We start from the raw sequence: 13,234 nt of genomic DNA on the forward strand, positions 1-13,234 counted from the left end.
TCGTAACCGGGAAGGCTGCCCTGCAGCCTTCCCGGCAACTTCCATCAACCGCCCGTACCGCCCACGGTAATCGCGTCAATCTTCAAGGTTGGCTGCCCAACGCCTACCGGCACCGACTGCCCGTCCTTGCCACACGTGCCCACGCCGCTGTCCAGCGACAGATCGTTACCGACCATCGACACCTTGCTCATCGCTTCCGGCCCGTTGCCAATCAGGGTCGCGCCTTTGACTGGGCGAGTGATTTTGCCGTCTTCAATCAAATAGGCTTCGCTGGTGGAGAACACAAACTTGCCGCTGGTGATGTCGACCTGACCACCGCCCAGATTGGCGCAGTAAATGCCCTTTTTCACCGAGGCGATAATTTCGGCCGGATCGCTTTCACCGCCCAACATGTAGGTGTTGGTCATGCGCGGCATCGGCAGGTGCGCATAAGACTCGCGACGGCCGTTACCCGTGCGGGCCACACCCATCAGGCGAGCATTGAGCTTGTCTTGCATATAGCCCTTGAGCACGCCGTTTTCGATCAGTGTGGTGCACTCGGTCGGGGTGCCTTCGTCATCCACGCTGAGCGAGCCACGGCGGCCTACCAGGGTGCCGTCATCGACGATGGTGCACAGTTTGGAGGCCACCATTTCACCCATGCGCCCGCTGTAGGCCGAACTGCCCTTGCGGTTGAAGTCGCCTTCCAGGCCATGACCCACGGCTTCGTGCAGCAGTACGCCCGACCAACCGGAGCCCAGGACCACCGGGAAAGTGCCCGCCGGTGCCGGTACGGCTTCAAGGTTGACCAGTGCCTGACGCAACGCCTCGCGGGCATAGCCCATGGCACGGTCGTCAGTGAGGAAATAACGGTAGTCGGTGCGCCCGCCGCCGCCATGACCGCCGCGCTCGCGACGGCCATTCTGCTCGACGATGACACTGACATTGAAACGTACCAGCGGACGAATATCCGCTGCCAGGCCACCGTCAGTGGACGCCACCAGAATCCGTTCCCAGACCCCGGCCATGCTCACGGTCACTTGCTGGATACGTGGATCGAGGGCACGGGTGGCGGCATCGACACGCTTGAGCAGTTCGACTTTTTCCGCGCGGCTGATGACTTCCAGGGGGTTATCCGGGCCATACAACTGGGCCACGTCCTGGGCGGTGAACGCCTGCACCGTGCCGTTTTGTCCGGCGCGGGAGATCGATCGTGCAGCCCGTGCAGCCAGGCCCAGCGCTTCAAGGGTGATGGCATTGCTGTATGCAAAACCGGTTTTCTCACCCGACTGAGCGCGTACGCCCACGCCCTGATCGAGATTGAAGCTGCCTTCTTTGACGATGCCGTCTTCCAGTGCCCAGGACTCGGAAATCTGGCCCTGGAAATACAGGTCTGCCGCGTCGATACCTGGCCCGGCCAGGTCGCCTAAAACGCTTTGCAGGCTTTCGATGGTGACACCGCCCGGTGCCAACAGGTGTTCGCTGACTGAGGTCAACAACTCGCTCATATTCACTCCGTCTTGGCCCCTGCTTCAGCAGCTTTGAGTGCTGAACACACGGGCCTGAAAATTAGTCCTGCCTGAATCTGTGAGAGCGGGCTTGCTCGCGATCGCATCGCGGGCAAACCCGATCCCACCTAAATTAAATGGGCGTTGAACCGCCGATGGTTCACCACCGGCATGCGCGCCCTGATATCTGCTTGTTCGCCAGCATCGCGCCGGGCCAGCAATACACCCTCGCCTTGCGCCTGCTCGGCCAGTATCCGCCCCCAGGGGTCAATAATGGCAGCATGCCCGTAAGTCTCGCGGGGGCCCGGATGAACACCACCCTGGGCGGCTGCAAGCACGTAACACTGGGTTTCGATGGCACGGGCACGAATCAGAATGTCCCAATGCGCGGCCCCGGTGACGGCAGTGAAGGCCGACGGTGCGGTAATCAGTTCAGCACCAGCGGCTCGAAGCTCACTGTACAGCTCCGGGAAGCGCAGGTCATAACAGACGGTCAGGCCCACCTTGCCGACCGGGGTATCCGCCACCACCACGCGCTCACCCTGAGCATAGTCATCGGACTCACGGTAGCGACCACGATTGTCTGACACATCCACGTCGAATAAATGCAGTTTGTCGTAACGGGCCACTTGCTCGCCGTCGGCGTTGATCAGCAGTGAACAGGCATTGACCTTGGCATCAGGCTGGCCCTCCGGCGGCAGGGGCAAAGTCCCTGCAACTACCCATAAGTTGAGGTCGCGGGCAGCCTGTTTCAACCAGGGCAGGATCGGGCCTTCACCCAATGCCTCGGCGCGACCGATATCGGCTATGTCGCGACGGCCCATGGCGGCGAAATTCTCGGGCAACACGGCCAGTTGCGCACCACCGCTTGCAGCCTCTTGCAGCAGGCGTCGAGCCTGAGCCAGGTTCGCCAGAACATCGCTCTGGCTGACCATTTGAATCACTGCGAGTGACATGACGCGCTCCTAGTTTTTCTCGAACGGCTTGTCGAAGGTGATCTTGGGATCGTTCCACGGGCCTTGAATGCTGTATTGCACGCTGGCGAATCGCGACACCTGGTCGCCGATCAGCTTGTTGAGCAGGAACACCGCCCCACCGACGGCCGGCCCGCCCACCAACAGCGCGGCCAGCGGCAGGTTATTGGTCACCGGCAAGGTCACCAGCAGCTTCGCATTGACCTGATCGGTGATCATGTTCAGCGTGCCGTTAAGTTCAAGATTGGTGGACGGCCCGGTCATCAGAATCGGTTTGCTGGTGCTGTATACGCCACTGCTGGCATTGAGTACGCCCTTGACCCGATCGTAACTCAGGCCCTTGCCAAACAGGTCGGAGAAATCCAGACGCAGGCGACGGCCGATCGCGTTGAAGTTGAGCAAGCCAAAAATGCGCAGCACCTGGGCGCTGCCATCGACCTCCACAAACTGGCCTTTATTGAACGAGGCGTCCAGGGTCCCGGAGAAGCGCTTGAGGCCGATCCAGGCAGGTGAACCGGGCCAGTTACCATCAATGTCCACGTGAAAGTTATCGCTGGTCACGCTCGGCGCAAAGCCCCAGTTCTTGAGTACATCGGCCAGATTGCCACCGCCCAGTCGGCCCTGATACCAGCTCTTACTGTTACCCGCAACGCCTTCCCAGCCGCCCGCGCCTTCGAGCAGCATGCCCTTGAGCCCAAGATTCAAGTTGCTCAGGTTGATGCCCCGACTGGTGGGGCGAACCTTGAGTGACCAGGCACCGAGCAGGTCGGGCCCCTGGTAGAGCTGACGAATAATGATATCCAGCGCCGGAATTTTGCGCGGATCAACCGCGGCCAGCGGGTCCGGAGCATTTTCATCGGCCACGGCCTTCGGATCGGGCGCAGGCAATCTGATGCTCTGCATCGTGACCACAATCGGGGCGTTTTTGGCATCCGGCAAGGTCACGGCACCGATAGCCTGTTTGCTGTCGATTTGCAGCGCCCAGGCCGCCGCGTTGCGCTTCATGACCAGACGAACTTTGTCCAGTTGGGTACCGAAGGCAATCAACTTGCCGACTTTAAAGTCCGCACTGCTGAGCAGTTGCTTGGCACTGCCCCCCGGATCCTTGCCGGCATAGCGTTCGACCAGCGCCTGCCACGGGGCAACGTCCAGTTCCGACAGCACGCCACGAATTCTCAGGCCTTTGGTGGTCGGCAAGATCGGATCGCCATCGCCCAGAAACAACTCACCGCGTCCGTCTTCAAACTTGCCGTTGGGCGCGGCAAAGGTCAGGTTGGCCAGGTCGCCGTAGTCAAACCAGTAACGGCGCTCGGCACCTTGCAGGGTCATGCGAAACACGCTGTTGCGGCTTTCATTGGCCGCCAGACCGAAGGGCGCTGGCAAATCAACCACTGCGCCCTTGAGGCTGGAACTGACCCGTAGCTGGCTGTCGGCACCGTCCAGGGTCAGTTGCAATTGATAAGGCAAGTCACCCGTCACCGGGATCGGCTGATTGAACTTGAGCCAGTCCGTGAGTTTTTTAACCCCAACCTGGCCGCTGGCCACGACCCGGGTGCTGAGGCGACCAGGCTTGCCATCGGCAAAAATCTGCGCCGTGATCGGACGATCAAAGGCCCGGGCGCTGATACCCTTGCCGGTCAGCCCCTTGGTACTGTCAAAGCGAAAGCTGCCCTTGAGCTGAGTCAGTTCAAACTCGGGGTCGCTGATTTTCAAGCGCGCCTTGTCGGTGTTGAAATCCACCAGGATTTTAGGCTCAACGCCTTTCTCCAGAGGGATATCCAGATCGACACGGCCTTTGAGCGAGCCGTCTCCCTGCCAGCCGGCGAACGTTTCAGCGGTGCCAATCGGCGCCTCCTGAAGTATTTTCAGGCCATCACCCAGCCCACCCTCAAAATCGCCGTCCAAAAACAGGTGGCTGACCTTGCCGGTGGGCACATGGGGAATACTGACGGCCACATTGCGGACCTGAGTGTCGAGCAACTGGCCCTTGCTGGCCATGATGCGCACACCGCTGTCTTCGATGAACACATCACCCGAGACGTTGCGCACATGGGGCCAGCCGGGCTGGAACGCCAGTTCGGCGCCATGCACTTTAAAGAACAGGCTGATATTGCGCGCTGCCGCAACGGCGTCGTGGCTCAGAGAGCCCTGGTACTGGAAGAAGCCCTCTTCCACCGCACCCTTTATGATTGCGGTGCTCAACCATTCGGTGAGCGCCGGGCTCAACACTTCTGGCAGATATTTAGGCGTGAATCTGCCGTCGCCATCCGTAAGACCGACACGCAGGTCCATGTAGTCTTCCTGGGAATGGTCGAGATGGATACGGATCAAAAAGTCCGCCGCAATCTTGCCTTCTTCGCCCAGCACTTTGATGTAAGGGGCAACCAGGGTGAAGCTGTCCTTGTTCAACGTCCACGTCAGCAAGGCGTTGGCCTGCTGATACTGCCAGGGTTTGGCGAAGATCGGCTCCAGATGCAGCATGAAGTCCTTGCTGTCGAGCCGCAGTTCGCCCTTGCCCAGGTCACCGCTGATCAGGCCGCTGACATTGCGCGCAGCCGGGGCGCCGTGGGTGGCGTTGAAGCCGACCTGCTGCAGGTTCGCCGCAAAGCTGAGTTTTTGATCATCGCGGGCCTCGGGGCGGTAATCGGCCAGCACATTGCGCAGCGTACCCGTGACCTTGAGTTGGTCAACAACCTTGGCCACACCGTCCGGCCAGGGTGCCAGGGAGTCGAGCAAGGGTGTGATCGGGGTCAGGTCCAGGCGGTCGGTCTGTAAATGCCAGCGCTCCTGCTCCTTGTCGGAGGCCGCAAACTGCTGCAGTTGCAGGCGGGTTTCCCAGCGGGTCTTGCCCAGATTCATGGCCAATGAATCGAGCACCACATTGAAACCTTGCTTACCTCGTTCGGCCCAGGCATGCAGGGCCAGGTTCTCGATGGTTTCAGGTTTGCGGTCGGCGTAGGCACCTTTCAGTTTTGGCGCATTCAAGCGCGCAACCGCGCTCTGTACCGAGCCCTGACCCCAGTTGAACCAGAGTTCGCCGCCCGCCTTCAGCTCAGAGGCTTTCCAGGGTGCAATCAGTGTGGCTGGCAGCCATTTGGCCCAATCACTTTGCGGCAGGCTCACGTAGGCCTGGGCCGCGCCATCACGCCAGCGACTGGCCTGGACCTGGGTCTTGAGGCTCAGCGCTACTGGCTGGCCATCGGGCAGGGTCAGGCGTGCATCGAGACGCTGATCCGAGGGGCCAACGTCCAGCGTCAGCCCTACATAAGTCAGGGTCAGCGGAGCTTGCTTGAAGGGTTCGAGCGTCACCTGGCTGTCGAGTACCGACAACTGCGCCACGTGTTGCAACTGATTGAGCAACTGCTCCGGGTCCAGTGGCTGATCATCCTGCACCGGCAGCCCTTCAAGGCTCCAGTGGCCGCTTTCATCCTGGCGCAAGCTCAGTTGCAGGCCATTGAGTTGTACGCGAGCGATGCGGATATCCCGGCTCAACAGGCTGGCCCACACATCGGGTACCACCTGCACTTCATCCAGACGCAGGGCACTGTTGCCCTCGCCGATCATCACGTCGTGTGCCAGCAACACCGGCGCCATCACACTCCAGCGGCCCTCGAGGCTGCCAATGGTCAATGGCATGCCCAAGGCTTCGCGGGCCTTGTTCTGGACCTCTACGCGGTATTCGGCAATCAGGGGCGTGAGTTCGCGGCCCAGGCTGACGTACAGCGCCGTCAGCACCAAAACCAAAGCACACAGGCCCAACCCCCAACGGGTCAGCGCGGCAAAAAAGCGTGTCAGACGCTCCATGTCATGTGGCCCCTTCAGTAGTAATCGAAGGGGCCGGATTCAGCCCCTTTAAAACGCTATATGACGCCTGATACTTCAGAGCAGCACCACGTCGTATTGTTCCTGGGAATACATGGTTTCCACTTGAAAGCGAATCGTACGCCCGATAAACCCTTCAAGCTCTGCAACGTTACCCGACTCTTCGTCCAGCAAGCGATCGACCACTTTCTGGTTGGCCAGTACCCGATACCCCGTTGCCTGATAAGCCCGGGCCTCGCGCAGGATTTCACGGAAGATTTCATAGCAGATGGTTTCAGGGGTTTTCAACTTGCCACGGCCCTGACAGCACACGCACGGCTCGCACAAGACCTGTTCCAGGCTTTCGCGGGTACGCTTGCGGGTCATCTGCACCAGGCCCAACTCGGTAATCCCGATGATGTTGGTTTTGGCGTGATCACGCTCAAGCTGTTTTTCGAGGGTACGTAACACCTGCCGCTGATGCTCTTCATCTTCCATGTCGATGAAGTCGATGATGATGATCCCGCCCAGATTGCGCAGGCGCAGTTGCCGGGCGATGGCTGTGGCCGCCTCGAGGTTGGTCTTGAAGATGGTTTCTTCAAGGTTGCGATGGCCCACGAATGCGCCGGTATTGACGTCGATGGTGGTCATGGCTTCCGCCGGATCGACTACCAGATAACCGCCGGACTTGAGCGGTACCTTACGATCCAGGGCTTTCTGGATCTCGTCTTCGACGCCATACAAATCGAAAATCGGCCGCTCACCCGGATAATGCTCAAGGCGGTCGGCAATTTCCGGCATCAACTCGGCAACAAACTGCGTGGTCTTCTGGAAGGTTTCCCGTGAATCGATGCGAATTTTCTCGATCTTGGGGCTGACCAGATCGCGCAAGGTGCGCAACGCCAGGCCCAGGTCTTCATAGATCACGGTCGGCGCGCCAACGGTCTGGATCTGGGCACCGATCTGGTCCCACAGGCGACGCAGGTAACGAATGTCCATCAGGATTTCATCCGCCCCGGCGCCCTCGGCCGCCGTACGCAGGATAAAACCACCGGTTTCCTTGATGCCTTCCTGGGCCACGCAATCGCTGACAACCTTCTTCAGGCGCTCACGCTCGGCTTCGTCTTCGATCTTCAACGAAATGCCCACATGGGCAGTGCGTGGCATGTACACCAGATAGCGTGACGGTATCGACAGCTGGGTTGTCAGGCGTGCACCTTTGGACGCAATCGGGTCTTTGGTGACTTGCACCACCAGGCTCTGGCCTTCATGCACCAGGGTGCTGATGCTTTCAACCGCCTGGCCTTCACGCAGGGAAATTTCGGAGGCATGGATAAACGCAGCGCGATCCAGACCGATATCAACAAATGCGGCCTGCATGCCGGGCAAAACCCTGACAATCTTGCCTTTGTAGATATTGCCCACAATACCCCGGCGCTGGGTACGTTCGACATGAACCTCTTGCAGAACACCGTTCTCTACCACCGCCACGCGCGATTCCATCGGCGTGATGTTGATCAGGATCTCTTCACTCATGGCTGGGTCTCGTTCAGGCGTCATCACAGTAGTGCCACGTCTCGTAGGTGCGGTATTCAGCGCACGGTAAGGTTTTGCCAACAGGGTATGCCGAAATGCCCGAGCAGTTCTGCGGTTTCGCACACAGGCAAGCCCACAACGGCGGAATAACTGCCATTGAGCCCCGCTACAAACACTGCGGCCAACCCCTGAATGGCGTAGCCACCGGCTTTATCCTGCGGCTCACCGCTGGCCCAATACAGGCTGGCTTCTTGTTTGCTGATATTGCGAAAGCGTACCTGGCTGCTGACCACACGGGTTTCACAGCGATCGGCATCAATGATTGCGATGGCGGTCAACACTTCATGCTCCCGGCCAGACAGCGCCATGAGCATAGCCAAGGCATCGGCCTCGTCGATTGGTTTGCCAAGAATGCAGCCATCCAGGACCACGGCGGTGTCGGCCCCCAGCACGCAAAAAGTGCTGTCCGCCGCTGTTGTCAGGAGTTGCTGGCGCCCAGCCTGGGCCTTTTCGCGCGCCAGGCGCTCGACGTAGGCCACAGGGGGTTCATTTTGAAAGGGAGTTTCATCGATGGCCGCGCTGACCGTTTTGAACGGCACGCCGATCTGAGTCAGTAACTCGCGTCGGCGCGGTGAGCCAGAGGCCAGATAAAGCGAAGTCATCAAGACATCTCCCTGTCGAAGTGCACAAACCAGGAAATGGCTCGTATCCAATTAATTGATTTTAAAACGTCGGCACAGCCCACGAAGTCCATAACTGATCCAGGGCCACAACAGGGCGCTGACCAACGCGGGCAAGACCAGCGCCAGGGTCGGCTGTCGGTTGCCGGTCAAGGCACTGAGCCACAACTGGGCAAGCTGGGCCAGACCGAAAATCACCAGAAGCACCAGGCATTGCTGCCACATCGGGAACACCCTCAGGCGCTGTTGAAGCGACAGTACCAGGAAGGTGATCAGGGTCAGGGTCAGTGCATTCTGCCCCAGCAACGTGCCGTACAGCACATCTTCGGCCAGTCCCAGGCAAAACGCTGTAACCATACCCACTTTGTGCGGCATGTATAAGGCCCAAAAAGCCAGCAACAGCGCCAGCCACAGCGGACGCAGGATTTCCATGAACTGGGGCATCGGTGAAATGCTGAGCAACAGGCCGATGGCAAACGTCAGCCAGATCAACCAGCCATTACTCGAACGCGTATTCGCCATTATTGCCTCTCCCGAGTAGTGGCCGGCGCAGTGGCAGGCGTTCTGGCTGCGGCTGGGGTTGCAACTGGCGCAGGTTTTTTCACGGCCTTGGGGTCAGCGGCCACCGCCGCAGGCGCGGCAGGTGTAGCTGGCGCTGCAGCGGGTGCAGCGGCTGGCGCAGGCACTGTCGGCTTGGGCACTGTGGTCGGAACGATCGCTGGCGCTTCACCGTTTTGCTCGGCTTCCTGGGCCTTGGCCGCATCGTTGGCCCGCTCTTCCGGAGTTCGGCTATCGCTGAACACCAGCAGCAGGTAGCGACTGCGATTCAATGCCGCCGTGGGAACCGCACGCACAATGGCGAACGGCTGACCCGAGTCGTGGATGACTTCCTTGACCGTTGCCACTGGATAACCGGCCGGGAAGCGCTGCCCCAGGCCCGAGCTGACCAGCAGGTCGCCCACTTTGATATCCGCAGTGTCGGCCACATGGCGCAGTTCCAGGCGCTCGGGGTTCCCCGTACCGCTGGCAATTGCACGCAGGCCATTACGGTTTACCTGCACCGGAATGCTGTGGGTGGTATCGGTGAGCAACAGTACACGGGAGGTGTAGGGCATCAACTCAACCACCTGCCCCATCAAGCCCCGTGCGTCGAGCACTGGCTGACCCAGCACCACGCCGTCGCGCTCACCCTTGTTGATGATGATGCGATGGGTAAAGGGGTTAGGGTCCATGCCGATCAACTCGGCCACTTCCACCTTTTCGTTGACCAGCGCAGAGGAGTTCAACAGCTCGCGCAGGCGAACGTTCTGCTCGGTCAAGGCGGCCAGCTTTTGCATGCGGCCTTGAAGCAGAAGGTTTTCGGTTTTGAGTTTCTCGTTTTCAGCCACAAGCTCGGTGCGGCTGCCGAACTGACTGGCCACGCCCTGCCACAATCGCTGCGGCAAATCGGTAATCCAGTAGGACTGCATCAGCACCAGCGACATTTGACTGCGCACAGGCTTGAGCAACGTGAAGCGAGCGTCCACTACCATCAGCGTGACGGATAGCACGACCAGCACCAGAAAGCGCACGCCCAATGATGGGCCTTTGGAAAAGAGCGGTTTAATAGGCCGCTCCTCCCGGGTAAGTGTTCAATTTATTCATACGGCTTCAAGCGGCCTGGATGAAGATTGACAGAAGATAAACGCCAAAAGGCAGCACTGCAAAGTGCTACCTTTTGGTGATAACCATAGGACTGCACCACGCGATCTTATTCGCTGGAGAGCAGGTCCATTGTGTGTTTATCCATCATTTCCAGCGCACGGCCACCGCCACGCGCAACGCAGGTCAGCGGGTCTTCGGCAACGATGACCGGCAGGCCGGTTTCCTGAGCCAGCAACTTGTCGAGGTCACGCAGCAAGGCGCCACCACCGGTCAGTACCAGGCCACGCTCGGCGATGTCCGAAGCCAGCTCTGGCGGAGACTGCTCCAGCGCGCTTTTCACAGCCTGAACGATGGTTGCCAGCGACTCTTGCAGAGCCTCAAGCACTTCATTGGAGTTCAGGGTGAAGGCACGTGGGACACCTTCTGCCAGGTTACGGCCGCGCACGTCGACTTCACGTACTTCGCCACCCGGGAAAGCCGTACCGATTTCGGTCTTGATACGCTCGGCCGTCGATTCACCGATCAGGCTGCCGTAGTTACGACGCACATAAGTGATGATCGCTTCGTCGAAGCGGTCGCCGCCAACCCGTACGGATTCGGCATACACCACACCGTTGAGGGAGATCAGCGCGATTTCAGTGGTACCACCACCGATATCGACAACCATCGAGCCGCGTGCTTCTTCAACCGGCAAGCCGGCACCGATGGCAGCAGCCATTGGTTCTTCGATCAGGAACACTTCACGGGCGCCCGCGCCGAGTGCCGATTCACGAATGGCGCGACGCTCTACCTGAGTCGACTTGCACGGGACGCAAATCAGTACGCGTGGGCTAGGTTGCAGGAAGCTGTTTTCATGCACCTTGTTGATGAAGTACTGCAGCATTTTTTCGCAAACGCTGAAATCGGCAATAACGCCGTCCTTCATCGGACGAATGGCAGCAATGTTGCCCGGTGTACGGCCAAGCATGCGCTTGGCCTCGGTGCCGACGGCAACGACACTTTTCTGGTTACCGTGTGTCCGAATAGCCACAACCGATGGCTCATTCAGGACGATACCGCGCTCACGCACGTAAATAAGGGTGTTGGCAGTGCCCAGGTCGATGGAAAGATCGCTGGAAAACATGCCACGCAGTTTCTTGAACATGGGAAAGGGACCCTAGGCAACGCGTGGGTAAAAAAGTGCGGCAAACTCTAACAACGACAGGGATTTTGGGCAAGGCGCCAATATGTTAAATTGGGCGCTTTTCTGAGCACCAACTCCCACAATCGCGGCCATATGACCGTAGAAATGCGGTAGTGTTCCGACAATCTAACACACGGATAGCATCCGTCCTGTTTTCCACTGGAGAATCCCATGGCGCTAGACCGCTCCGACGTGGAAAAAATCGCTCATTTGGCCCGCCTTGGTCTCAATGATGCCGATATTCCACGCACCACCGAAGCCCTTAACAGCATTTTGGGGCTAATTGATCAGATGCAGGCTGTCGACACCACAGGTATCGAGCCTATGGCCCACCCTCTGGAAGCCAGCCAGCGCTTGCGTGCAGACGTCGTGACTGAAAGCAATCATCGCGAGGCTTATCAGTCCATCGCTCCAGCGGTCGAAAACGGCCTCTATCTGGTTCCGAAAGTCATCGAGTAAAGGAAAGAGCCTGCATGCATCAATTGACTCTGGCCGAGATCGCCCGCGGACTCGCCGATAAAAAGTTTTCTTCCGAAGAGCTGACCAAGACCCTGCTGGCGCGTATCGCCCAGCTCGATCCTCAGCTCAACAGTTTCATCACACTCACCGAAGACCTTGCCCTAGAGCAGGCCAAGGCCGCTGACGCACGTCGCGCCAACGGTGAAACCGGTGCCCTGCTGGGCGCGCCGATCGGTCACAAGGACCTGTTCTGCACCCAGGGCGTACGCACCAGCTGCGCCTCCAAAATGCTCGACAACTTCAAGGCTCCGTACGACGCCACCGTGGTTGCCAAGCTTGCCGCTGCCGGCACCGTGACCCTGGGCAAGACCAACATGGACGAATTCGCCATGGGGTCGGCCAACGAGTCGAGCTACTACGGCGCGGTCAAAAACCCGTGGAACCTCGAGCACGTACCGGGCGGTTCTTCGGGCGGTTCGGCAGCCGCTGTTGCCGCTCGTCTGCTCCCCGCTGCGACCGGCACCGACACGGGCGGATCTATCCGACAGCCGGCAGCCCTGACCAACCTCACCGGCCTGAAACCGACATACGGTCGTGTTTCGCGTTGGGGCATGATCGCTTACGCCTCCAGTCTCGATCAGGGCGGCCCATTGGCTCGCACCGCCGAAGACTGCGCCATCCTGCTGCAAGGCATGGCAGGTTTCGACCCGCAAGACTCCACCAGCATCGACGAACCCGTACCGGACTTCAGCGCCAGCCTCAATGGTTCGCTGCAAGGCCTGCGCATCGGCGTGCCTAAAGAGTTCTTCAGCGAAGGCCTGGACGCGCGCATTGCCGAACTGGTCCACAACAGCGTCAAGGAGCTTGAAAAGCTCGGTGCCGTGATCAAGCCCATCAGCCTGCCGAACATGCAGCACGCTATTCCTGCGTACTACGTGATCGCGCCAGCAGAAGCTTCGTCCAACCTGTCGCGTTTTGACGGCGTGCGCTTCGGCCATCGCTGCGAAGACCCGAAAGACCTCACCGACCTGTACAAGCGCTCGCGCGCCGAAGGCTTTGGCCCGGAAGTACAGCGCCGGATTCTGGTCGGTGCCTACGCCCTGTCGGCGGGTTACTACGACGCTTACTACCTGCAAGCGCAAAAAATCCGTCGCCTGATCAAAAATGACTTCATGACCGCGTTCAACGAAGTCGACATCATCCTCGGCCCGACCACGCCTAACCCGGCCTGGAAAATCGGCGCTAAAAACAGCGATCCGGTTTCGGCCTATCTGGAAGACGTCTACACCATCACCGCCAACCTCGCCGGCCTGCCAGGCCTGTCGATGCCAGCCGGTTTTGTCGATGGCTTGCCAGTAGGCGTGCAATTGCTTGCGCCTTACTTCCAGGAAGGCCGCCTGCTCAACGTCGCTCACCAGTATCAGCTCAACACTGACTGGCACACGCGCTCACCTGCCGGCTTCTGAGGAG

10 protein-coding genes are annotated in these 13,234 nt (G+C 59.5%); 2 read left to right on the forward strand and 8 right to left on the reverse strand.

Annotated elements, in window-relative coordinates; all coding sequences use genetic code 11:
* Nucleotides 1-44: 44 nt before the first annotated feature.
* From tldD to mreB, 8 genes are all read right to left on the reverse strand, one after another.
* Nucleotides 45-1,487, reverse strand: a complete 1,443-nt coding sequence (gene tldD, locus VSQ83_RS19560) for a metalloprotease TldD (RefSeq protein WP_326427349.1) — start codon at nucleotides 1,485-1,487, stop codon at nucleotides 45-47.
* A gap of 128 nt (nucleotides 1,488-1,615) precedes the next feature.
* Complete coding sequence (locus VSQ83_RS19565; protein WP_133076381.1) at nucleotides 1,616-2,443, reverse strand: carbon-nitrogen hydrolase family protein; 828 nt, start codon at nucleotides 2,441-2,443, stop codon at nucleotides 1,616-1,618.
* Nucleotides 2,444-2,452: 9 nt separating this feature from the next.
* Nucleotides 2,453-6,265 carry a YhdP family protein gene (locus tag VSQ83_RS19570; protein ID WP_326427350.1) on the reverse strand — a complete coding sequence of 1,271 codons (3,813 nt, stop codon included), beginning with the start codon at nucleotides 6,263-6,265 and terminating at the stop codon, nucleotides 2,453-2,455.
* Nucleotides 6,266-6,340: 75 nt separating this feature from the next.
* A complete protein-coding gene (rng, locus tag VSQ83_RS19575; RefSeq protein WP_133076383.1) occupies nucleotides 6,341-7,798 on the reverse strand; it encodes a ribonuclease G in 1,458 nt (485 codons plus the stop codon).
* A 56-nt stretch (nucleotides 7,799-7,854) separates the two neighbouring features.
* The gene (locus VSQ83_RS19580; RefSeq protein WP_133076384.1) at nucleotides 7,855-8,460 is read right to left on the reverse strand and encodes a Maf family protein; all 606 of its coding nucleotides are present in this window, start codon (nucleotides 8,458-8,460) and stop codon (nucleotides 7,855-7,857) included.
* 51 nt (nucleotides 8,461-8,511) lie between these two features.
* Nucleotides 8,512-9,000 carry a rod shape-determining protein MreD gene (mreD, locus tag VSQ83_RS19585; protein WP_019825061.1) on the reverse strand — a complete coding sequence of 163 codons (489 nt, stop codon included), beginning with the start codon at nucleotides 8,998-9,000 and terminating at the stop codon, nucleotides 8,512-8,514.
* Nucleotides 9,000-10,085 (reverse strand): rod shape-determining protein MreC, encoded by a 1,086-nt coding sequence (gene mreC, locus VSQ83_RS19590; protein WP_133076385.1) that lies wholly within the window; start codon nucleotides 10,083-10,085, stop codon nucleotides 9,000-9,002. Before mreC ends, mreD begins: the two co-directional genes overlap by 1 nt.
* Nucleotides 10,086-10,228: 143 nt before the next feature.
* On the reverse strand, nucleotides 10,229-11,266 hold the full coding sequence (gene mreB / locus VSQ83_RS19595; protein ID WP_003439856.1) for a rod shape-determining protein MreB: 1,038 nt from the start codon (nucleotides 11,264-11,266) through the stop codon (nucleotides 10,229-10,231).
* A 210-nt stretch (nucleotides 11,267-11,476) separates the two neighbouring features.
* Between mreB and gatC the strand changes: the two genes are divergently transcribed.
* The gene (gene gatC, locus VSQ83_RS19600; protein WP_019825066.1) at nucleotides 11,477-11,764 is read left to right on the forward strand and encodes an Asp-tRNA(Asn)/Glu-tRNA(Gln) amidotransferase subunit GatC; all 288 of its coding nucleotides are present in this window, start codon (nucleotides 11,477-11,479) and stop codon (nucleotides 11,762-11,764) included.
* Between the two features lie 14 nt (nucleotides 11,765-11,778).
* Nucleotides 11,779-13,230 (forward strand): Asp-tRNA(Asn)/Glu-tRNA(Gln) amidotransferase subunit GatA, encoded by a 1,452-nt coding sequence (gene gatA / locus VSQ83_RS19605; protein ID WP_133076386.1) that lies wholly within the window; start codon nucleotides 11,779-11,781, stop codon nucleotides 13,228-13,230.
* Nucleotides 13,231-13,234: the final 4 nt, after the last annotated feature.

Origin of the sequence: Pseudomonas sp. DSV-1 (assembly GCF_035830915.1) — a bacterium.
Taxonomy (GTDB): domain Bacteria; phylum Pseudomonadota; class Gammaproteobacteria; order Pseudomonadales; family Pseudomonadaceae; genus Aquipseudomonas.

Bases quoted from the DNA above. Each gene is read 5' to 3' on its own strand.
- mreD (WP_019825061.1), bottom strand. From the start codon at position 9,000: ATGGCGAATACGCGTTCGAGTAATGGCTGGTTGATCTGGCTGACGTTT.
- VSQ83_RS19565 (WP_133076381.1), bottom strand. From the start codon at position 2,443: ATGTCACTCGCAGTGATTCAAATGGTCAGCCAGAGCGATGTTCTGGCG.
- rng (WP_133076383.1), bottom strand. From the start codon at position 7,798: ATGAGTGAAGAGATCCTGATCAACATCACGCCGATGGAATCGCGCGTG.
- VSQ83_RS19570 (WP_326427350.1), bottom strand. From the start codon at position 6,265: ATGGAGCGTCTGACACGCTTTTTTGCCGCGCTGACCCGTTGGGGGTTG.
- tldD (WP_326427349.1), bottom strand. From the start codon at position 1,487: ATGAGCGAGTTGTTGACCTCAGTCAGCGAACACCTGTTGGCACCGGGC.
- mreB (WP_003439856.1), bottom strand. From the start codon at position 11,266: ATGTTCAAGAAACTGCGTGGCATGTTTTCCAGCGATCTTTCCATCGAC.
- VSQ83_RS19580 (WP_133076384.1), bottom strand. From the start codon at position 8,460: ATGACTTCGCTTTATCTGGCCTCTGGCTCACCGCGCCGACGCGAGTTA.
- gatC (WP_019825066.1), top strand. From the start codon at position 11,477: ATGGCGCTAGACCGCTCCGACGTGGAAAAAATCGCTCATTTGGCCCGC.
- gatA (WP_133076386.1), top strand. From the start codon at position 11,779: ATGCATCAATTGACTCTGGCCGAGATCGCCCGCGGACTCGCCGATAAA.